Genomic DNA, 18,528 nt, shown 5'->3' on the forward strand with positions numbered 1-18,528 from the left:
TTCAGCTTCCGGCAGGCCGGTACAAGGCTCTTGCGCCACCGCGTCTTCCCCTTATGGTGACAGGCAAAGGAGACACGCTGCAGTGCAGAAAGATTTCGAACAGACCCCGCCGGCTTGCCTCATCACCGCCACCGCACCGATTGCCACCGCCACCCATGGCGGGCGGGCGAAATGCCTGCAGCGGCTGGTGCGGCTCGATCTGCCGGTGCCGCGCACGGTGGCGTTGTCCTTTGATGCGGTGCATGCCATTGCCGAAGGGCAGTTGCCGGATCTGTCGGCGGTGCTGAACGAGTTCGACTCGGAGGCGTTGCTGTGCGTGCGCCCGTCCTCCGAAGACCCGGACTGGGGCGGTCCCGGAGCGATCCTGAACATCGGCATGAACGATGCCCGCTATGTCGATCTGTGCGACACCCTGGGCCGGGAAGCGGCGGCGGCGCTGTATCTGCGGTTCGTGCAGTCCTACGCGGTGCATGTGGCGCGGCTGGATCCGGATGTGTTCGACGATGTCGAGGACGGCGGCCCGGATGCGCTGAGCGAGATCCTGCACGCCTATGAGGCGGAAACCGATGAGCCGTTCCCGCAGGATCCGGGCGAGCAGCTCGCGGCGGTGCTGCGCTCGATGGCGCGGGCGTGGGAAGGCACTTCGGCGCGGCTGTTGCGCCAGGCCAAGGGCGCGCCGGCCGATGCGGGGCTGGGTCTGGTGGTGCAGGAGATGATCCCCGGTGTGGGCCAGGGCGAATGCGGCTCCGGCGTGTTGCAGCTGGTGAACACCACCACGGGCCAGCCGCAGCTGACCGGGCGCTATCTGAGCCAAAGCCAGGGGCGCGACGCGCTGGGGGCGGGGGCCGGGGCGCTGTACCTGGCCAAGGATGCGCGCGGGCTGTCGCTGGAGGAGCTGGCGCCGGAGGCCTTTGCGGATCTGCAGGCCCATGCCGCGCTGATGCGCCGCAAGCTGCGCGAGGAGATGCAGCTGGAATTCGTCGTCGACAACGGCCGGGTGCATATCCTGGACGGGGTGCGGGTGGCGCGCACGGCTCAGGCAGCGGTGCGGATCGCGGTTGCGCTGGCAGAGGATGGCATCATCCCGCAGGAAGAGGCGCTGATGCGGGTCGATGCGCATATTCTGAATGAGCTGCTGCACCGCCAGGTGGCGCCGGATGCCAAGCGCGACATGATCGGCCGCGGCATTGCCGCCAGCCCCGGCGCCGCCACTGGCAAGCTGGTCTTCACAGCCGCCGGTGCGCAGGCCAGTGCCGCCCGCGGCGAGCCTTGCATTCTGGTGCGGCGGGAAACCTCACCGGAGGATGTGCGAGGTATGCACGCCGCCGCCGGGGTGCTGACCGAAAAGGGCGGCATGACCAGCCATGCGGCGGTGATCGGCCGCGGGCTGGGGCTGCCCTGTATTGTCGGCGCGTCCAACCTGAAGTTTCACACCAAGCGCAAGATGCTGCAGGCGGCGGATGGCCGGGTGTTCAAGGCCGGCGACCTCATCACGATCGACGGCAGCAGCGGCCAGGTGCTGGCGGGTCAGCCGGAAATGCTGGAAGCGGCGCAGGACGGCGCGCTGCAGACCCTTCTGACCTGGGCCGACGACGCCCGCGACATCGGCATCCGGGCCAATGCGGATACGCCAGAAGACGCTGAAACTGCGCGGAAATTCAACGCTCAGGGTATCGGGCTGTGCCGCACTGAGCATATGTTCTTTGACCCTGGCCGCCTGACAGTGATGCGGGAAATGATCTTTGCCGAGACGTCCTCGGGCCGTGCCGCGGTGCTGGAACGCCTGCTGCCGATGCAGCGCGACGACTTTCGCGAACTGTTCCGTATCATGGAGGGGATGCCAGTCTGCATCCGGCTGTTCGACCCGCCGTTGCACGAATTCCTGCCCGCCACCAAAACCGGCCAGCGCGAGCTGTCCGAGGCCCTGGGCATCCCTGTCAGCGATGTGACGCGCCGGGTCGAGGAGATGGGCGAATACAACCCGATGCTGGGCCTGCGCGGCGTGCGGCTGGGGGTCACCGTGCCGGAAATCTACGACATGCAGGCGCGGGCCATATTCGAGGCCACGCTGGAGGCCTCCAAATGGGGCGACCCGGTGGTGCCGGAGATCATGATTCCGCTGGTTTCGGCCAAGCGCGAGGTGGAGCTGGTCAAGGCCCGCATTGACGCGGTGGCCGCGGCGGTGAAGTCGGAGCGGGGCGAGGATTTCACCTACCGGCTGGGGGTGATGGTGGAAACGCCGCGCGCGGCGCTGCGGGCGGGGGAGATTTCGCCGCACACGGCGTTCCTGAGCTTCGGGACCAATGACCTGACCCAGATGACTTATGGCCTGTCGCGTGACGATGCGGGGCGGTTCATGTCTGATTATGTGAATCAGGGCGTTTTCCCGGAAGATCCGTTCCACGTGCTGGACACCGATGGCGTTGGCGAGCTGCTGAAACTGGGGGTGCAGCGCGGCCGGGCGGAGAACGGGGACATCACCTTGTCGATCTGCGGTGAGCACGGCGGCAACCCCGAATCGATCGCCTTTTGCCGGGACGCGGGCTTTGATTATGTTTCCTGCTCGCCCTTTCGCGTGCCGGTTGCGCGGTTGGCCGCAGCCCAATTGGCGATTTCCAGCCAAACCGGCCAGGTCGCGCCAACCTACACAAAATATTAAGAAAAATCGGAGCATTCAGCAGCAGCCGGCGCGAGACCGGCGGCTCGTGTGTTTTCCTAGTCGTGCGGCAGCCCTCCGAAAGCTGGACGTTTCGGGCCATTTCCATTAAGGGATGCGACCGCATGTGCTGGGGAAACCGGGCACAAGCTGCAAGGACGGGGGAACCCTGAATGAAATTGTTGACTATGATTGCCGTGATGGCTGCCACCATCACGATGGGTAAAAGTGTTGCTGCCGAAACCGGCCTGGACTCACTGATCGAACGCGAACAGGCCAGTCTGAACGCGGTGCCTGAGCGGAAATTCAGCGGACTTTTCGGATTCCGCTCGAGTCCGTTCAAAAGCCGCAAGCCCCAGACCAAAGTTGAATACAGCAAGGCGTGGCTGGACTCCCGCCCCAAGGCCACGGGCGGCGAGCAGTTTGCCTGCCTGGCGGAAGCGCTGTACTTCGAGGCCCGGGGCGAAACCGTCAAGGGCCAGTTCGCTGTGGCGGAGGTGATCCTGAACCGGGTGAAAAGCGCCCAGTTCCCGAACACGCTGTGCGGTGTGATCAACCAGGGCACCGGGCGCAAGTACCAGTGCCAGTTCACCTACACCTGCGACGGCTACAAGGAAGTGATCAACGAGAAGCGGGCCTATCAGCGGGTGGCCAAGGTGGCGCGGGCGGCGCTGGACGGGCTCAAGACTGAGCTCACCGATGGCGCGACCTACTATCACACCACCGCGGTGCGGCCGCGCTGGAGCCGGGTCTTCACAAACACCACGCGCATCGGCGTGCATGTGTTCTACCGCGACGATCGCTACCGGACCGCGCTGAGCAATTGAGCGCCTGAAGGCGGCACATCCGTGCCGCTTTCAGCTACTGGCGTGGCGTTTGCGGGACTGTTATGAAGGCGCCGAAAGACTATTGTTGGGACCCACACCCGACACAGCCAGCCAAAGGCCCGATCTTCCATGCCCTCTGAAATCCGCCTTGCCTTTGCGCATCCCTCCGAGCGATCCATGGCGACTGCCGCACCGGGTCCGCTGGACCGTATTTCGCTGCGCGACCATACCGTTGAGGTGGAGATCGGAGCCTTTCAGGCAGAGCGCGGCACCACCCAGCGGATCTGTTTCAACGTGGTGGTGGAAGTGGCGCCGCTGCCCAAGGATCTGGATGACGATGTCGACCGGATCCTGTCTTATGACAAGGTGACGGAGGCGATTGCGCATGAGCTGGCGGCGGAGCGGCTGAACCTGCTGGAAACCCTGGCCGAACGGGTGGCCGAGCGGATCCTCCTGGAGCATCAGGCCGTGCGCGCCTTTGTGCGGATTGAAAAACTGGACCGCGGCCCCGGCGCGCTGGGCGTCGAGGTGGTGCGCTCCAAGGATCAGATCAGCCATCTGGTGGATGAGGAAGAACGCCCGCACCCGCGGCTGATGTACCTGTCCAACGATGCCATCGACAGCGGAAACCTGACCGGCTGGATCGATCAGATGGAATGCCGCAAGCGGCCGCTGATCCTGTGCGTTGGCACCCATCCGCTGCAGGTGCCCACGACCGGCCACAAGTGGACCCAGCGGCGCATCGACCTGCTGGCCATTGAGCAGAACGCCTGGCGGCTGGCGGCCAAGGACGACCGCTGCGTGGTGGTCTCGACCCGGACCGAGCTGGACTGGGCGATGAAAAACGGCCAGATCTGCGTCTGGGCCCCCTCCAAGATTGTGCTGGACGCGGTGGACGGGCCTTCGGCGCCGCCCTCGAACTCGGTGGCGCTGGCGGCCTGGTTTGCGGCGACCTTCGAGGCAGGTGAAATGATTGTGCTTGGCGGGGATTTGCCTGATAATCCCGGTGTCCCCTTGCGGGCCGTCAGCGTGGAGCAAGCACAACTGTGATATATTACCGGCCGTTGGTTCGACATGGCGAGGCGCGCCCCGAGGGCGCTGTTCCGCTTGCAGGCTCCGCCCTGTGGTTCACCGAGGTTGAGATCCTGAGCCGCGACGCGCCGCCGCGGATCGCGCCGGCCGGACTGGTGCCCGAGCTGCAACGCCGTCGGCTGAGCGCGCGGCGTGCGTCCATTGCCGGGCTGGACATGACCCAGCCGCAGATCATGGGCATCCTGAATGTAACCCCTGACAGCTTTTCTGACGGCGGCAAACATACAGGCGTTGAGGCCGGCAAGGCAGCAGCGTTGCAGATGGTGGCCGACGGCGCCACGATCATTGATGTGGGCGGCGAGTCCACCCGGCCAGGCGCTGAGGAAGTGGCCGAGGCCGACGAGATTGCCCGCACTGCACCGGTGATTGCGGCGATCCGGGCTGAAAGCTCTGTTCCCATCTCCATCGACACTCGCAAGGCCACGGTCGGGCTGGAAGCGCTGGAGGCTGGGGCGGACTTGCTGAATGATGTCTCCGGGTTCACCTTCGATCCCGCGCTGGCCCCGCTGGCGGCGCAGGCCAGCGTGCCGGTCTGCATCATGCATGCCCAGGGCGATCCCGCCACCATGCAGCAAGACCCGCAATACGGCAACGTGCTGCTGGATGTGTATGACTTCCTCGAGCAGCAGATCGACCGGCTGGAAGCGACCGGTGTAATCCGCGAGCAGATCGTGATCGATCCCGGCATCGGCTTTGGCAAGACGCAGGAACACAACCTGACGCTTCTGCGCAATCTCAGCCTGTTTCACGGGCTGGGCTGCCCGATTTTGCTGGGCGTTTCCCGCAAGGGTTTTATCGGCAGGATCGGCGGGGAGCCGCGTGCCGAAGCCCGCGCGCCGGGCTCGATTGCCGTGGGGCTTGCGGCCCTGGCGCAAGGCGTGCAATTTTTGCGGGTGCATGACGTGGCCGGGACGGTTCAGGCGCTGCGCCTTTGGCAGGCCGTCCGCTAAGGCCCTATTTGGGCAGGAAAACTTTGATGCGAAATCTCTTTGGCACCGATGGCGTGCGCGGAACCGCCAATATTCACCCCATGACCGCCGAAATGGCGCTGCGCATCGGCGCCGCTGTCGGGCGCTATTTCCGGCGCGACGGCACCGGGGTGCACCGGGTGGTGATCGGCAAGGATACCCGGCTGTCCGGCTACATGTTTGAAAACGCGCTGACGGCGGGGCTGACCTCTACCGGCATGAACGTGCTGCTGCTTGGGCCGGTGCCGACGCCTGCGGTCGGATTGATGACGCGGTCGATGCGGGCCGATCTGGGGGTGATGATTTCGGCCAGCCACAACCCCTCCGAGGACAATGGGATAAAGTTCTTCGGCCCCGATGGCTTCAAGCTCTCGGACAGTGCGGAGATAGAGATCGAGGCGCTGATTGAGGCGGGCGTCGAGCCGGCCCAGGCAGCCAACATCGGCCGGGCCAAGCGGATCGATGACGCCCGCTTTCGCTATGGCGAGCGGGTCAAAAGCTCGTTGCCGCGCAACCTGGGCCTTAACGGTCTGAAGGTGGTGATTGACTGTGCCAATGGCGCGGCGCACCGGACAGCGCCGGAAGTCCTTTGGGAGCTTGGCGCTGAGGTAATCCCGGTGGGGGTGGCGCCTGACGGGCTGAACATCAACCGCGGTTGCGGGTCGACGCATCCGCAGACAGCCGCCGAAGCAGTTGTGGCGCATGGTGCCCATGCGGGCATCTGCCTGGACGGCGATGCGGACCGGGTGATCGTGATCGACGAGACCGGAACTGTGGCCGATGGCGACCAGCTGATGGCGCTGCTGGCGACCCGCTGGGCCGAACAGGACCAGCTGGCGGGCGGCGCGCTGGTGGCGACTGTGATGTCGAACCTGGGCCTTGAACGCTATTTGAACGGGAAGGGGCTGGGCCTGGAGCGCACTGCCGTGGGCGACCGCTATGTGGTGGAGCGGATGCGCGAGGGCGGCTTTAACCTTGGCGGTGAGCAGTCGGGCCATATCGTGATGAGCGATTTTGCCACCACCGGCGACGGGCTGATGGCGGGGCTGCACTTCCTGGCTGAAATGGTTCAGACCGGCAAAAAAGCCTCAGAGCTGGCGCATCAGTTCGAGACTGTGCCGCAGCGGCTGCGCAACGTGCGGTTCCAGGCGGGCCAGGCGCCGCTGGAAGATGAGCACGTGCAGGACGCGATTGCCGCGGCGGAGAAGATGCTGGACGGCCAGGGGCGGCTGCTGATCCGCAAATCCGGCACAGAGCCGCTGGTGCGGGTGATGGCCGAGAGCGAGGACGCAGAGCTGATGACGCTGGCGGTCGACAGCGTTGTTGCCGCGGTCGAGGCGGCTGTGGCGGAGTGATCCGGCAGGGGGCGCTCAGCCCCCTTTGCTGAACAGGCGGCTCAGCCTGCCGAACTGGCTGAGGCCAAGGCCGCCCAGGATCATCGCCATCGCAAGCAGCATTGAGGGCGGCAACTCCTCGCCCAGGAACACCGCCCCCAGCACCACCGCCCAGACCGGTACCTGGTAATTGGTGAGGGTCATGAAAGTGGGCCCTGCCTCCCGCACCACGATGACGCGCAGCAGGTTGGCAGCAGCGGTGGGAATCAGGCCGAGGATGGCCGCGATGAGCAGGGTGCGGCTGTCCGGCATCACTGGCGGGCCTTCGACGGCCCAGGCGGCCGGGAAGATGATGAAGCAGCCGATCACCAGCAGGATGGCCGCCAGCCCTACCGGGTCCACCGGCGGCAGGCGGCGGGTCAGGATGGAGCTGACCGAGTAACAAGCGGCGGCAGACAGGCAGGCGGCGCGGCCATAAGCCTCAAGCTCTGCGCCGCTCGTCTCAAACGCCTTGCCGCCGATCAGCAGCGCGACGCCTGCAAAGCCGATGCAGAAGCCGATAAGGCGGCGCAGGGTCATCTGCTCTCCGGGGACAAAGACATGCGCCAGCGGCAGCACCATCAGCGGGATTGCCGCCATGCTGACGCCGGTGAAGCCGGAGGAGACATGCTGCTGGCCCCAAGAGATCAGCATGAAGGGCAGGGCAGTGCTGAGGATGCCGATGATTACCAGCGAGGGCCAGTTGGTTTCAGACTTGAACAGCTTGAACCCGCGCCAGCCCCAGACCGCGCACAGCAGGAGCGCGGCAAAGCCAATCCGGCTGGCCGCCAGCCAGAACGGGGTGATCCCGTCCAGCGCCAGCTTGATCAGCAAAAAGGTTGCGCCCCAGACAAAGCCGAGAGTGGCGATCATCAGCCAGTAGCGCGGGGTGATGCTGCTTGTGCTCATGACCGGCTCTTGGCCCATTCATCAATTGCGGTCCGAAAGAGTTCGAGCGCCCGTGGCAGGATTGCCGGGTCCTTCATCTTGCGGTCAAGTGTTTCGAGCTGTGGCTGCAAATGGCGATGGTTGCACGAAGACGCTCCTGTGAGTAGAGGGATTGCCTTTGTGAATAAGGCTACGGCTTTTGCATCTTCGCCAAGGTCTGCCTGTGCGATGCCTTGATTGATCAAATTGGTGGCGCGCTGATGGTCAGTATACAGAAAGCCTGTAAACCGCAGACTGTTTTCGCATTTGCGCAACCGCTCATCCGCAGGGCGGCTGAACTTGTGGCATCCGGAAGCGTAGAGGCTAAAGGAGAAGAAATAGATCCAAAACCCCAGAAAGGCCCAGATCGCAATTGCCTTCAGCCATTGCTTGGGAGTGTCGCGCGGTTCAGCGCTGGGCATGGTTTTCTCCTGCGGTTCACGGCGCGACAAGACCCCGCCGAGCGGGCGGGGTCAATGGCAATTGCTTTGTTATCTATCGAAGTGTTCGGGGCTTACGCCACGCGCGGGCGGCGGCTGCGGCTGAGAAGGAGGCCGCCAAGGATCAGCGCCAGCGCGGCAAACAACTGCGGTGGCAAGGTTTCTCCGAGCAGCGCGGCGCCAAAGATCACCGACCAGACCGGCACTTGGTAGTTCACGGTGGACAGGAACGCAGGACCGGCGCTGCGGGCGACCTGGACCAGCAGCACTTGGGCGAGGGCGGTTGGCAGCAAACCGAGGTAGATCACCGCGCCCAGCGGCAGGGCGGCGGGCAGTTCCGGCACGCCTTCGGCCCAGAGCGCGGCGGGGGTCATCATGGCAGCGCCGCACAGGAGCGCTGCGGCGGAAAGCGACAGCATGTTCACCTGCGGGCAGAGCCGGGTGATGATTGAGCCGATGGCGTAGCAGAGCGACGCACCGAGGCAGGCGAGGCGGGCGAGTGATTCAAAATCCGTTCCGGCAGAGCGGAAGGCGTCGAGGCCGATTAGTATGACAACGCCGGCAAAGCCGATCAGGAAGCTGATTGTACGGCGCAGGGTCATGTGCTCGCCCGGCACCAGCAGATGCGCGAGCGGCAGCACAAACAGCGGCACCACCGCCATGCAAACCCCGGCAAAGCCGCTGGCCACATAGGTCTGCCCCCAACTGAGCAGGGTGAAGGGCAGGGCGTTGGTGAAGAACCCCATGCCGATGGCACAGGCCCAGATGATCCGGCCTTCGCGCGTTCGCGGCGAAGGCAGGCCGATGCCCATCGCATAGACCACGCTCAGCAGGCACAGCGCGCCGATGGAGATCCGTAGCGCGGCGATGGTCATCGGCGGGAAGCCTCGCAGCGCCAGTGACACCGCCATGAAAGAGGCGCCCCAGATAACACCGAGGAACAGGAGCTTGGCCCAATTGGCGGCGCCGGGGGAGTCTGGCATCGGATACCCTCAATGGAATAAATGAAAAAGGGCGCCCCAAATCGGAGCGCCCTGCAGAGGTAAGGTCAGCGGGTGGTCCCGCGGGCGCCTTAGTTCTTCTCTTTGTCGACCATCTTGCCGGCCGAGATCCACGGCATCATGCCGCGCAGCTTGGCGCCGGTTTCTTCGATCAGGTGCTCGTCGTTGGCACGGCGGGAGGCTTTCAGGGTCGGCTGGCCAACCTGGTTCTCCAGCATGAAGTCGCGGACGAATTTGCCCTGCTGGATGTCTTCCAGAACCGCTTTCATGCGGGCTTTGGTTTCGTCGTACTTCAGGATGCGCGGGCCGGTGACGTACTGGCCGTACTCGGCGGTGTTGGAGATCGAGTAGTCCATGTTGGCGATGCCGCCTTCATAGATCAGGTCAACGATCAGCTTCACTTCGTGCAGGCACTCGAAATAGGCCATTTCCGGTGCGTAGCCAGCTTCGACCAGGGTCTCAAAGCCGCAGCGGATCAGCTCAACCAGGCCGCCGCAGAGAACGGCCTGCTCGCCGAACAGGTCGGTTTCGCATTCTTCGCGGAAGTTGGTTTCGATGATGCCGGAGCGGCCGCCGCCGATGGCGGAGCAGTAGGACAGGCCGGTTTCCAGCGCCTTGCCGGTGGCGTCGGTGTGAACCGCAACCAGGCAGGGCACGCCGCCGCCTTTGGTGTATTCGCCGCGCACGGTGTGGCCCGGGCCCTTGGGTGCCATCATGATGACGTCGACGCCTTCTTTCGGCTCGATCAGGCCGAAGTGCACATTCAGGCCGTGGGCGAATGCGATGGCGGCACCCGGCTTGATGTTGTCGTGGACGTATTTCTTGTAGGTTTCTGCCTGCAGTTCGTCGGGCATGGTGAACATGATCACGTCGCACCAGGCCGCCGCTTCCGCGATGCCCATGACCTGCAGGCCTTCGCCTTCCGCTTTCTTGGCCGAGGGGGAGCCTTCGCGCAGTGCAACGACAAGGTTCTTGGCGCCGGAATCGCGCAGGTTCAGCGCGTGGGCGTGGCCTTGGGAGCCATAGCCCAGGATGGCCACTTTCTTGTCCTTGATCAGGTTCACATCGCAATCGCGGTCGTAATAAACGCGCATGATCCACGTCCTTTCATTTGGTGTTTGATGGCATCATAGGCATGCGGGCAGGGAAGGCGATTGCTGATGTGCATGAAATTCGCAGTTTCTTTGCGGTAGCCATTCGTTATTTTGCCTGATAGTGAAGAAATCATGCTTGATGATCTCGACCGGCGCATTCTGCGCTATATGCAAAGCGACCCGGAGCAATCGATTCCGGATCGGGCCGAACGGCTGGGCCTAACTGCTTCGCGCCTGTCGCGGCGGCTGGAGAAGCTGCGCGAGGGCGGCGTGATCCTGGGGCAGAGGGCGGTGATTGACTGGCGAGCCTTGGGCTACGAGGTCGAAGTTTCCCTGCGGGTGACGCTGGACAAGACCAACCCGCGCGCCTTTGACGAATTCATCGAGGCGGCCCGTGGCATTGCCGAGGTGATCGAGATCCAGACCTTCCTGGGCCAGGTCGATGTGCGGCTTTCGGTGATTGCGCGGGACATGCCGCATTACCAGCAGATCTACCGCGCCGGCATTCTGAACCTGCCGCATATCACCGATATCGAGGCGCTGATGCATGTGGCGCGGATCAAGTCGGATGAGGTGCTGCCGGTATGAGCGCGCTGGATGATCTGGACTTTGGCATCCTGCGGGCGCTGTCCGAGGATGCGACCTTGTCGGCAGGCGCCTTAGGACGGCAGCTGGACCTCAGCCAGCCCGCCACATGGCGTCGGATCAAGCGGCTGCAGGAAGCGGGCATCATCGCGGGCCGCAGGCTGGAACTGGACAAGGAGAAGCTGGGGTTTGGCGTCACCGTCTTTCTGGGCGTGAAGCTGGCGACCAAGGGGCGGGTCAGCCTGGAGGATTTCGAGCGCGCGGTTTCTGCCATCCCCGAGGTGCAGACGGTGGAGCATGTGCTGGGCATGTATGACTACCGCCTGCGGGTGACGGCGCGGGACATCTCCGATTTTGAGCGCGTGCTGCGTCGCCGGGTAATGACCCTGCCGGGGGTGGGGAATGTTGAGGCCAATGTGCTGCTGAGCGAGGAGCGGCGGCCGGGTCCGCTGGGCTGACGCCGCCCTTTTGTTGCCGATCAGAAACCGGCTTGGCGCAAATGGGGGGAACTTCTGTCGTGCCTGGGCTGTCTTTTTGCCGGGGCGCCGTCAAAATCAGCCTTCGGAGAACGGCCGCTCCGGTGTATGCCAAGTCAGGGTTTGCCAAAGCCCGCAGCACAGTTTAGCCGTTTCACGAGACATTTCAGGGAGGCCGCAATGGCATTGCTCGATACCGTCGACCCGCAGGGTCTGGATGAATTCTCGGTGGTGTTCACCGACCGCTCGCTCAATCACATGTCTAAGACCTTCCAGACCGTGATGCTGGATATCAACGCGATGCTCAAGGAGGTCTATAACGCTGAGGCCGTGGCGCTGGTGCCGGGCGGCGGCACCTATGCGATGGAGGCGGTGGCCCGCCAGTTCGCCCGTGATGCGAAGGCGCTGGTGGTGCGCAATGGCTGGTTCTCCTACCGCTGGAGCCAGATCTTCGAGGCGGGCGGACTTACCGCGTCCTCCACCGTGATGAAGGCGCGCCGCACCGGTAATGAAACGGCCTCGCCGTTTGAGCCTGCGCCGATTGCCGATGTGGTTGCCGCGATCAAGGAACAGAAACCGGACATCGTCTTTGCCCCGCATGTGGAAACCGCCGCGGGTGTGATCCTGCCGGATGACTATGTGACCGCGATGGCGGAGGCCGCGCATGAGGTCGGCGCACTGATGGTGCTGGATTGCATCGCCTCCGGCTGCGCCTGGGTCGACATGAAGGCCACCGGCGTCGATGTGCTGATCTCCGCCCCGCAAAAAGGCTGGAGCGCATCGCCCTCTGCCGGTCTGGTGATGTTCTCGGAGCGTGCGCTGGCGCGGCTGGAGGAAACCGCCTCGGACAGCTTTGCGCTGAACCTGAAACAGTGGCGCGCCATCATGAAGGCTTATGAGGACGGCGGCCACGCCTATCACGCCACCATGCCGACCGATGCGCTGCGCGCCTTCCGCGACACCATGCTGGAAACCAAAGAGTACGGCTTTGAGCGCCTGCGCGAGGCGCAGTGGAAGCTGGGCAACGGCGTGCGGATGATGCTGAAGGACAAGGGCATCACCTCGGTTGCCGCCGAAGGCTTTGGCGCGCCGGGTGTGGTGGTGAGCTATACCAGCGATCCGGACGTGCAGAATGGCAAGAAGTTTCTGGCGCTGGGCACCCAGATCGCCGCGGGTGTTCCGCTGCAGTGCGACGAGCCCGCCGATTTCCGCACCTTCCGCTTGGGACTGTTCGGCCTCGACAAGCTCTATGATGTGGATTCAACCCTGGCACGGCTGAAAACCGTGGTGGATCAGGTGCTTTAACGCATAATCCGGATTGGGCTGCGCAGGGGAATATTGCTTGTGCGGCCCAGCCCATGGCGCAGGGTGAGCCAGATCACCCCGAGGCTGATTGCCAGCCAAATGCCTCCCCACAGCATGGTTGCGCCGCCGAGCTCCTCGGCCATCATCCGGGCGTCCGAGTGCAGGTGGGAACGCGCGATGGTGTCGTCCCAGAGATCGAGCGGGGCGTAGATCATGCTGCTGACCCCGATCACCCGCAGGATCATGTCGTTGATATTGAGGCTGATGTAGCGTGATGCGGCGAGCATCAGAGCGCCGGTGGCAACGCTGAAGCCAAGCGCAAAGAGATCCCGGACATAAAAGGCTGCAACTGCCAAGGTGAGGACGCCGAAGATGGCGAGCACCTTGCGGTCCCAGTCGGTGCGCAGCGCAATCACGAACAGGGTAGAACCGATCAGCAGTGAGCCGGTGTAACCTGCCGTGAGCGTCAGGAACCGGCTGCCGCCGCGCGAGACCACCATGCCGCCCTCATAAGGATCGACGGTGAGGCTGACCAACTCGCCGCCGGTCAGCAATGTCATGGCGGCATGGGAGACTTCATGCAGGAACACGGTCAGGACCCGCAAGGGCAGCATCGCCGGGGTCTGCCAGAGAGCGGCGATGGCCAAGGTCAGGCAGAGGAGCTGCCAGTGGCCTCTGAGGAAGCGTCCGGCAGCCCGCATGTTACTTCACGCCCAGCCCCATCTGCATCAGCGTCTTGCGCACCGGCGCCAGGGAATAGAGCGCGTTGAGGCCAAAGGCGCGCAGGTCGCGCAGCGGGCGCGGGGCCAGCATCGAGGTGCGGTTCAACAGGTCAATGCCCTTCACCCGCAGCAGTATCTCATTGTGGCGGGCCTTGTGGTAGGCGGCCAGCATCTGCGCGTCGCCCAGACCCTCGGGGCGGGCCTCGGCCAGTTCCAGCAGGCTGCGCAGGTCGCCCAGAGACATGTTGAGGCCCTGCGCGCCGATCGGCGGCACCACATGGGCGGCCTCGGCCATCAGCGCCAGGCGCTCGCCGTTCAGCCGCTCCGCTGACTGGCTGATGATCGGCCAGATGGTGCGGCGCGACGCCAGTTTCAGATCACCGAACAAGCCGCAGCTGCGCTCGGTCATAGCGGCCTCGAAGTCGGCCGGCTCCAGGTTCAAGAGTTCCTGCGCCCGCGGCCCGCGTTCCATCCAGACAATGGCCGAGGACGGCTGGCCCTGGTAATCGGGCAGCGGCACCAGGGTGAAGGGGCCGCCGGAGCGGTGAATTTCGGTCGACACATTCTCATGCGGCACCGGATGGGTGACGGCAAAGGCCAGTGCTTTTTGCCCGTAGCGGGTGGTTTTCACCGGAATGCCCGCCGCCTCTCGCATCGGAGAGTTGCGGCCGTCGCAGGCCACCACCAGCTTGGCTGTCACCTGGCTGCCGTCGCTGAGGCTGACGCGCGCCTCATCGGTGCGGGTGAACAGGGCCGTGGTGCCAGTACCAAAGCGCAGGTCTGCGTTGGGCAGCTCCGCCAGCCGGGCAATCATTTCGCGCCGCAACAGCCAGTTCGGCAGGTTCCACCCGAAGGGCTGGTCGGAGATATCGGCGGCATTGAAATCCTTGACCACACGCGGCTCGGGCCGGGCACCGCCTGCATCGACGATGCGCATGATCTGCAATGGCGCGGCGTGCTCTTCCAGCCGCGCCCAGATGCCGCAGCGTGCCAGCAGCGCTTGCGCGGGCTGCAGAAACGCGGTGGTGCGCAGGTCGGAGCCTTCGGCGTCTCGGTCTGTCACCGGCGGGGCCGGGTCGGCGCAGATCACGCTGAAGCCGCTGGACGCAAAAGCGGCGGCTGCGGTCAGTCCCGCAATGCCGCCGCCGGAAATCAGGATATCGCAGGTCTCGGCCATCTCGTCAGCCCTCCGTTCTGGGGCCAGAAATAGGCCCGGACGGCGGGGGAAGACAAGCCGTTACCGGCAGATAGGGCGCTTAGCCGCGGGTGATGGTGATCAGCAGGGTGAACATCACCGGCACCATCGCCAGCGCCGGGAGGTACAGCCCCGGAATGCCGAACAGCATGATCGAGCAGCCCCACAGGCTGACGAATGTTGCGATGGCGTAATAGAGGTTCTCAGCCGGGCCATAGGCGACCTCCTTGATCATCCGGCCCAACAGCGGCACGGCAAACAGGATCCGCTGCCACAGGGTCAGTTGTGCGGGAAGGGCATATGCGCTCATCGGTCAGGCTCCTACGTTTCGTTACGCGGCGCATATAGGGAGGAAAACATGCGGCAAACAGGTATATTTTGCCGCAGGTGCGAAGATTTGCCGGTATGCGATTGTGCACATGCAGAAACGCGGGAATTGCCCGCCCGGAGGCGCCGCTGGCTGAGCCGGAAAATCAGATCAGCTTTGCCAGAAAGCCGGCCAGATCATCCGAATGATGATGGATGTGCGCGGCGGCCAGGGGCTCTGGCGCCACATGCACCGTGCGCATGCCCATCTCATGCGGGGCGGCGAGGTTGCGCGCGTCATCCTCGAACATCGCGGCCTGCTGCGGGGCTACGCCCGCGCGGGCAAAGACCTTGTCAAAGGCGCGGCGCTCCGGTTTCGGGTGGTAATCCGCGTGTTCGACCCCAAAGACACCGTCAAACAGCCCCGACAGCCCCCGTGCGGCCAGCACCCGCTCGGCATAAGGCGCGGAGCCGTTGGTATAGACGATCTTCTTGCCGGGCAGATTGCGGATGCCTGCCGCCAGGGCGGCGTCCTCTTCCAGGTGGTCCATCGAGATATCATGCACCGCGTCCAGATAGGGCTCCGGGTCCAGATCATGTTCCCGCATCAGCCCTGCCAGCGTGGTGCCATGCTCGCGCCAGTAATGGCTGCGCAGGCGGTCTGCCTCGGCCCTGTCCACCTTGAGGGCATCCATCACATAGGCGGTCATCTTGACCTCGATCTGGTTGAACAGCCGCGCAGACGGGTGGTACAGGGTGTTGTCGAGGTCGAACACCCATTGGGAGACATGGGAAAAGGCATGTTTAGGCATACCGCCGGAGTAGGGCGGGATTGCCGCGATTGCAATCAAAAGCGCATTTTGCCTGCTGGTTTTCAGCACTTTGGCGCCATCAGGGTTGATTGCTGCCCCTTGGCCTGTAGAGATTGGCGCACCGGGAAAAGCAGGAACGACAATGAACCAGAGCCGCAGCAACCTGAAAGATGCCTATGCGCTGATCCTCGAAGCGATCGACTCAGGGGTCTACAAACCGGGCGACCGGCTGGTGGAGAGCGACCTGGCCGAGCGGTTCGGCGTGTCGCGCACCCCGATCCGCGAAGCGCTGCAGCGGCTGGAAACCCAATCGCTGCTGGAGCGCGACGGGCGGTCGCTGATCGTGGCCTCGCTGGACCATAACCAGATGGCGGAGCTGTATGTGGTGCGGCGCGAGCTGGAGGGCCTGGCGGCCCGGCTGGCGGCGCGCCATGCCACTGAGGAAGAGATCAAGGTGCTGAAGGAGATGGTCGAGGCGGACAATGCGCTGATCGGCAACCCGGCGGAGCTGTCCAAGGCAAACCGCCGTTTCCATGAGCAGATCCACCTGGCCTCGCACAACCGCTATCTGGTGCAGCAGCTGGACCTGGTGCACCGGACCATGGCGCTGATGGCGACCACCTCGCTGGCGGCGGAGGGACGCAGTGAGATTGCCCAGTCTGAGCACAAGGGGATTGTCGATGCGATCAGCCGCCGCGACGAGGATGCCGCGGGCCAGGCGCTCAAGGACCACATCTCGATTGCCTTCATGACCCGGCTGAAACAGGACGCCAGCGGGCGGGGCTGAACCGCCCCAAACCGGTTTTGCGGCGGGTTTTCGCGGCGGGTTTGACGCCGTGGGCGGTCTTGTCCCAGAAGAACGGGCGGGCCACCAGCTCATAAGCCGCCTTGGCAGCGGCGAGGGCGCCCATCGGGAAATACAGGATCATTGCAGGCGCCCAGCCAGCCAGCCAGGGGCGGCCCATGTCCCGGGCGGCAGTGATGCAGATGATAAGCCCCAGAAGTTCAAAGAACACCAGCGCCGCCGCCGCCAGCGGCAGCAGCAGCGGCGGTGCTGCGCCTTCGCTGGGGTGCGGCAGGCCCAGGGCGATCAGCCAGAAGGACCACAGGAGCGGCGCAAACAGGAACTGCCCCAGCGTGCCCAGGAAGAAGGCCTGAAACCCCAGAAAGCGTTTCCAGCCCAGATCGCCCAGCAGCCGCAGCGGCTGGCGCATGTGCACCAGGTAGGTGACCATAAACCCCTTCAGCCAGCGCGAGCGCTGCTTGACCCAGGGCCAAGGGCGGCAGTTGGCTTCCTCATATGTGGTGCTGGGCAGCATTTGGGTGCGGTAGCCCGCACGGTACAGGCGGACGCCCAGATCGGCATCCTCGGTCACGTTATGGGCATCCCAGCCGCCCAGCTCCTCCAGCACCTGACGGCGGACAAACATAGTGGTTCCGCCCAGCGGCACCACCAGCCCAAGCCGGGCAATGCCTTGCAGGACGATGCGGAACCAGCTGCCGTATTCCAGCGTGAAGCAGCGCGAGATCCAGTTGGTGCGCGGGTTGTAATAGTCGAGAACGCCCTGCACGCAGGCGGTGCGGTTGTCCGCCCGGGAAAAAGCTTGCGCCACCTTGCTCAGCTGGTCCGCTTCCGGCGCGTCTTCGGCATCCCAGACGCCGATGATCGCGCCGCGGCAGAAGTTCAGTGCATAATTCATCGCCCGCGGCTTGGTTGTCAGCCCGCCAAAGGCCGGGACCTCCACTACCCGTATCCAGGGCGGCAGGCGGGTGTTCTTCAGTGCGGCGCGGGTGACTCTGTCGTGTTCCTCCAGCACCAGGATCACGTCCGTCAAAGCCCGGGGGTAGCTGAGTTTGCGGATGCGTGACAGCAGGGCGCGGCTGATCTCAGCTTCCTTGTAAAGTGGGACCATAACTGAAATGACCGGCTGCTCATGCCCGTTTTGCCGGCGGGCAGCAGGCAGCGGTGGCGGGGCAGTAAGGCGCCCCCGCGCGCGCGCGGACCAATAGGCCGCAAGCCCGCAGGCCTTCAGGGCCGTGAACAGCAGCACCGACACAAGCGCCAGCAGGCTGAGGGCGGTAAAGACCGCCGCCGGGGCGGTGCAGGACAGGTACAGGGCGGGCAGGGTGCAGGCGGCCGCCACGGCGCGGCCCCGGGCAGGCTGCAGGGTGCGGCAGCTGAGCTGCGGCACCACGCTGCTGCTGGCCTGGCGCACAAGCGAGGGGCTGAAATGGCTGGTGAGCAGGGCGGTGATCTGCGCCTCCCCGGCCAGCACCGGTGTGATGCTGCCAAAGCTGTCCTGCAGTTCGCGCTGCAGCGCCTCGAACCGGTCGGGGTGGGCAGTGGCAACGGTGACGGTCTTGCCCAGCTGCAGCCAGGGCAGGGCGCAATGGCGCAGCCAGAATTGAGCGGGTTTGCGGGCCAGCAGCCGGGCGTTGACAATCTGGCCGGTCAGATCGGCGCGGGGCATCCGGTACTGCCGCGCCAGCGTGTCCTGCACCTGGTCCTCGCTGGCCAGCCCCTCGGCCACCAGCACCCGCCCCAGCGCGGCCTTCTGATGCTGGCGCAGTACCAGCGCGCGCATCATGCTGGCGCCATCTTCCGGCAGCCGCGGGCCCGGCGAGGGCTTCCCCGCAAGCTGCGGCGGCCGGAGCTGCCGCAGCGGTTGTGACACAAAACCCATCGCCTGCCCGCACCAATAACCCCGTCAGGCCTTCAGGCTGCCGGCGGCGGCTTAAAAAACGGTAA

18 protein-coding genes are annotated in these 18,528 nt (G+C 64.7%); 9 read left to right on the plus strand and 9 right to left on the minus strand.

From position 1 onward, the window contains the following. Positions 1 to 82: 82 nt before the first annotated feature. From CAER_RS0118675 to glmM, 5 genes are all read left to right on the plus strand, one after another. The gene (locus CAER_RS0118675) at positions 83 to 2,659 is read left to right on the plus strand and encodes a putative PEP-binding protein (RefSeq protein WP_027236791.1); all 2,577 of its coding nucleotides are present in this window, start codon (positions 83 to 85) and stop codon (positions 2,657 to 2,659) included. A gap of 170 nt (positions 2,660 to 2,829) precedes the next feature. Then, entirely contained in the window at positions 2,830 to 3,483 is a 654-nt protein-coding gene (locus tag CAER_RS0118680) for a cell wall hydrolase (protein ID WP_027236792.1), read from the plus strand. Positions 3,484 to 3,612: 129 nt separating this feature from the next. Continuing rightward, positions 3,613 to 4,533, plus strand: coding sequence for a dihydroneopterin aldolase (locus tag CAER_RS0118685; RefSeq protein ID WP_027236793.1), 921 nt, complete (start codon positions 3,613 to 3,615; stop codon positions 4,531 to 4,533). Further along, on the plus strand, positions 4,530 to 5,525 hold the full coding sequence (gene folP / locus CAER_RS0118690; protein WP_027236794.1) for a dihydropteroate synthase: 996 nt from the start codon (positions 4,530 to 4,532) through the stop codon (positions 5,523 to 5,525). The genes CAER_RS0118685 and folP overlap by 4 nt, the downstream gene beginning before the upstream one ends. Positions 5,526 to 5,551: 26 nt before the next feature. Further along, the gene (gene glmM, locus CAER_RS0118695) at positions 5,552 to 6,898 is read left to right on the plus strand and encodes a phosphoglucosamine mutase (RefSeq protein WP_027236795.1); all 1,347 of its coding nucleotides are present in this window, start codon (positions 5,552 to 5,554) and stop codon (positions 6,896 to 6,898) included. A gap of 15 nt (positions 6,899 to 6,913) precedes the next feature. Here glmM and CAER_RS0118700 read toward each other — a convergent pair whose 3' ends face one another. The 4 genes from CAER_RS0118700 to ilvC form a co-directional block, all read right to left on the minus strand. Then, positions 6,914 to 7,825 carry a DMT family transporter gene (locus tag CAER_RS0118700; protein WP_027236796.1) on the minus strand — a complete coding sequence of 304 codons (912 nt, stop codon included), beginning with the start codon at positions 7,823 to 7,825 and terminating at the stop codon, positions 6,914 to 6,916. Continuing rightward, positions 7,822 to 8,265, minus strand: a complete 444-nt coding sequence (locus CAER_RS0118705; RefSeq protein ID WP_027236797.1) for a hypothetical protein — start codon at positions 8,263 to 8,265, stop codon at positions 7,822 to 7,824. Before CAER_RS0118705 ends, CAER_RS0118700 begins: the two co-directional genes overlap by 4 nt. Before the next feature lie 92 nt (positions 8,266 to 8,357). Then, complete coding sequence (locus tag CAER_RS0118710; protein ID WP_027236798.1) at positions 8,358 to 9,266, minus strand: DMT family transporter; 909 nt, start codon at positions 9,264 to 9,266, stop codon at positions 8,358 to 8,360. A gap of 89 nt (positions 9,267 to 9,355) precedes the next feature. After that, positions 9,356 to 10,378: a ketol-acid reductoisomerase gene (gene ilvC / locus CAER_RS0118715; protein ID WP_027236799.1), complete on the minus strand. Its 1,023-nt coding sequence runs from the start codon at positions 10,376 to 10,378 to the stop codon at positions 9,356 to 9,358. A 132-nt stretch (positions 10,379 to 10,510) separates the two neighbouring features. Here ilvC and CAER_RS0118720 point away from each other — a divergent pair, with 132 nt between their 5' ends. The 3 genes from CAER_RS0118720 (at position 10,511) to CAER_RS0118730 (ending at position 12,744) form a co-directional block, all read left to right on the plus strand. Continuing rightward, positions 10,511 to 10,966 carry an Lrp/AsnC family transcriptional regulator gene (locus CAER_RS0118720; RefSeq protein WP_027236800.1) on the plus strand — a complete coding sequence of 152 codons (456 nt, stop codon included), beginning with the start codon at positions 10,511 to 10,513 and terminating at the stop codon, positions 10,964 to 10,966. Beyond that, the gene (locus tag CAER_RS0118725) at positions 10,963 to 11,421 is read left to right on the plus strand and encodes an Lrp/AsnC family transcriptional regulator (RefSeq protein WP_027236801.1); all 459 of its coding nucleotides are present in this window, start codon (positions 10,963 to 10,965) and stop codon (positions 11,419 to 11,421) included. Before CAER_RS0118720 ends, CAER_RS0118725 begins: the two co-directional genes overlap by 4 nt. A gap of 198 nt (positions 11,422 to 11,619) precedes the next feature. Beyond that, a complete protein-coding gene (locus CAER_RS0118730; RefSeq protein WP_027236802.1) occupies positions 11,620 to 12,744 on the plus strand; it encodes an aminotransferase class V-fold PLP-dependent enzyme in 1,125 nt (374 codons plus the stop codon). On the opposite strand, the gene CAER_RS0118735 is transcribed toward CAER_RS0118730, so the two are convergent. From CAER_RS0118735 to CAER_RS0118750, 4 genes are all read right to left on the minus strand, one after another. Next, the gene (locus tag CAER_RS0118735) at positions 12,741 to 13,391 is read right to left on the minus strand and encodes a M50 family metallopeptidase (protein ID WP_245597384.1); all 651 of its coding nucleotides are present in this window, start codon (positions 13,389 to 13,391) and stop codon (positions 12,741 to 12,743) included. The genes CAER_RS0118730 and CAER_RS0118735 overlap by 4 nt on opposite strands. A gap of 55 nt (positions 13,392 to 13,446) precedes the next feature. Beyond that, complete coding sequence (locus tag CAER_RS0118740) at positions 13,447 to 14,643, minus strand: UbiH/UbiF family hydroxylase (RefSeq protein WP_027236804.1); 1,197 nt, start codon at positions 14,641 to 14,643, stop codon at positions 13,447 to 13,449. Positions 14,644 to 14,722: 79 nt separating this feature from the next. Beyond that, entirely contained in the window at positions 14,723 to 14,971 is a 249-nt protein-coding gene (locus CAER_RS0118745; protein ID WP_027236805.1) for a hypothetical protein, read from the minus strand. Between the two features lie 163 nt (positions 14,972 to 15,134). Beyond that, positions 15,135 to 15,779, minus strand: coding sequence for a pyrimidine 5'-nucleotidase (locus tag CAER_RS0118750; protein WP_027236806.1), 645 nt, complete (start codon positions 15,777 to 15,779; stop codon positions 15,135 to 15,137). A gap of 142 nt (positions 15,780 to 15,921) precedes the next feature. Between CAER_RS0118750 and CAER_RS0118755 the strand changes: the two genes are divergently transcribed. Then, positions 15,922 to 16,566, plus strand: a complete 645-nt coding sequence (locus CAER_RS0118755; RefSeq protein ID WP_027236807.1) for a GntR family transcriptional regulator — start codon at positions 15,922 to 15,924, stop codon at positions 16,564 to 16,566. On the opposite strand, the gene CAER_RS0118760 is transcribed toward CAER_RS0118755, so the two are convergent. Beyond that, positions 16,526 to 18,463 (minus strand): glycosyltransferase, encoded by a 1,938-nt coding sequence (locus CAER_RS0118760; protein WP_027236808.1) that lies wholly within the window; start codon positions 18,461 to 18,463, stop codon positions 16,526 to 16,528. The genes CAER_RS0118755 and CAER_RS0118760 overlap by 41 nt on opposite strands. Positions 18,464 to 18,528: the final 65 nt, after the last annotated feature.

The sequence above is a fragment of the Leisingera caerulea DSM 24564 genome, from assembly GCF_000473325.1.
In the GTDB taxonomy this organism is placed as follows: domain Bacteria; phylum Pseudomonadota; class Alphaproteobacteria; order Rhodobacterales; family Rhodobacteraceae; genus Leisingera; species Leisingera caerulea.

Coding starts and splice junctions, on each gene's coding strand:
- CAER_RS0118680 (WP_027236792.1), top strand. CDS start 2,830: ATGAAATTGTTGACTATGATTGCCGTGATGGCTGCCACCATCACGATG.
- CAER_RS0118685 (WP_027236793.1), top strand. CDS start 3,613: ATGCCCTCTGAAATCCGCCTTGCCTTTGCGCATCCCTCCGAGCGATCC.
- glmM (WP_027236795.1), top strand. CDS start 5,552: ATGCGAAATCTCTTTGGCACCGATGGCGTGCGCGGAACCGCCAATATT.
- CAER_RS0118700 (WP_027236796.1), bottom strand. CDS start 7,825: ATGAGCACAAGCAGCATCACCCCGCGCTACTGGCTGATGATCGCCACT.
- CAER_RS0118705 (WP_027236797.1), bottom strand. CDS start 8,265: ATGCCCAGCGCTGAACCGCGCGACACTCCCAAGCAATGGCTGAAGGCA.
- CAER_RS0118710 (WP_027236798.1), bottom strand. CDS start 9,266: ATGCCAGACTCCCCCGGCGCCGCCAATTGGGCCAAGCTCCTGTTCCTC.
- ilvC (WP_027236799.1), bottom strand. CDS start 10,378: ATGCGCGTTTATTACGACCGCGATTGCGATGTGAACCTGATCAAGGAC.
- CAER_RS0118720 (WP_027236800.1), top strand. CDS start 10,511: ATGCTTGATGATCTCGACCGGCGCATTCTGCGCTATATGCAAAGCGAC.
- CAER_RS0118725 (WP_027236801.1), top strand. CDS start 10,963: ATGAGCGCGCTGGATGATCTGGACTTTGGCATCCTGCGGGCGCTGTCC.
- CAER_RS0118730 (WP_027236802.1), top strand. CDS start 11,620: ATGGCATTGCTCGATACCGTCGACCCGCAGGGTCTGGATGAATTCTCG.
- CAER_RS0118740 (WP_027236804.1), bottom strand. CDS start 14,643: ATGGCCGAGACCTGCGATATCCTGATTTCCGGCGGCGGCATTGCGGGA.
- CAER_RS0118745 (WP_027236805.1), bottom strand. CDS start 14,971: ATGAGCGCATATGCCCTTCCCGCACAACTGACCCTGTGGCAGCGGATC.
- CAER_RS0118750 (WP_027236806.1), bottom strand. CDS start 15,779: ATGCCTAAACATGCCTTTTCCCATGTCTCCCAATGGGTGTTCGACCTC.
- CAER_RS0118755 (WP_027236807.1), top strand. CDS start 15,922: ATGAACCAGAGCCGCAGCAACCTGAAAGATGCCTATGCGCTGATCCTC.
- CAER_RS0118760 (WP_027236808.1), bottom strand. CDS start 18,463: ATGGGTTTTGTGTCACAACCGCTGCGGCAGCTCCGGCCGCCGCAGCTT.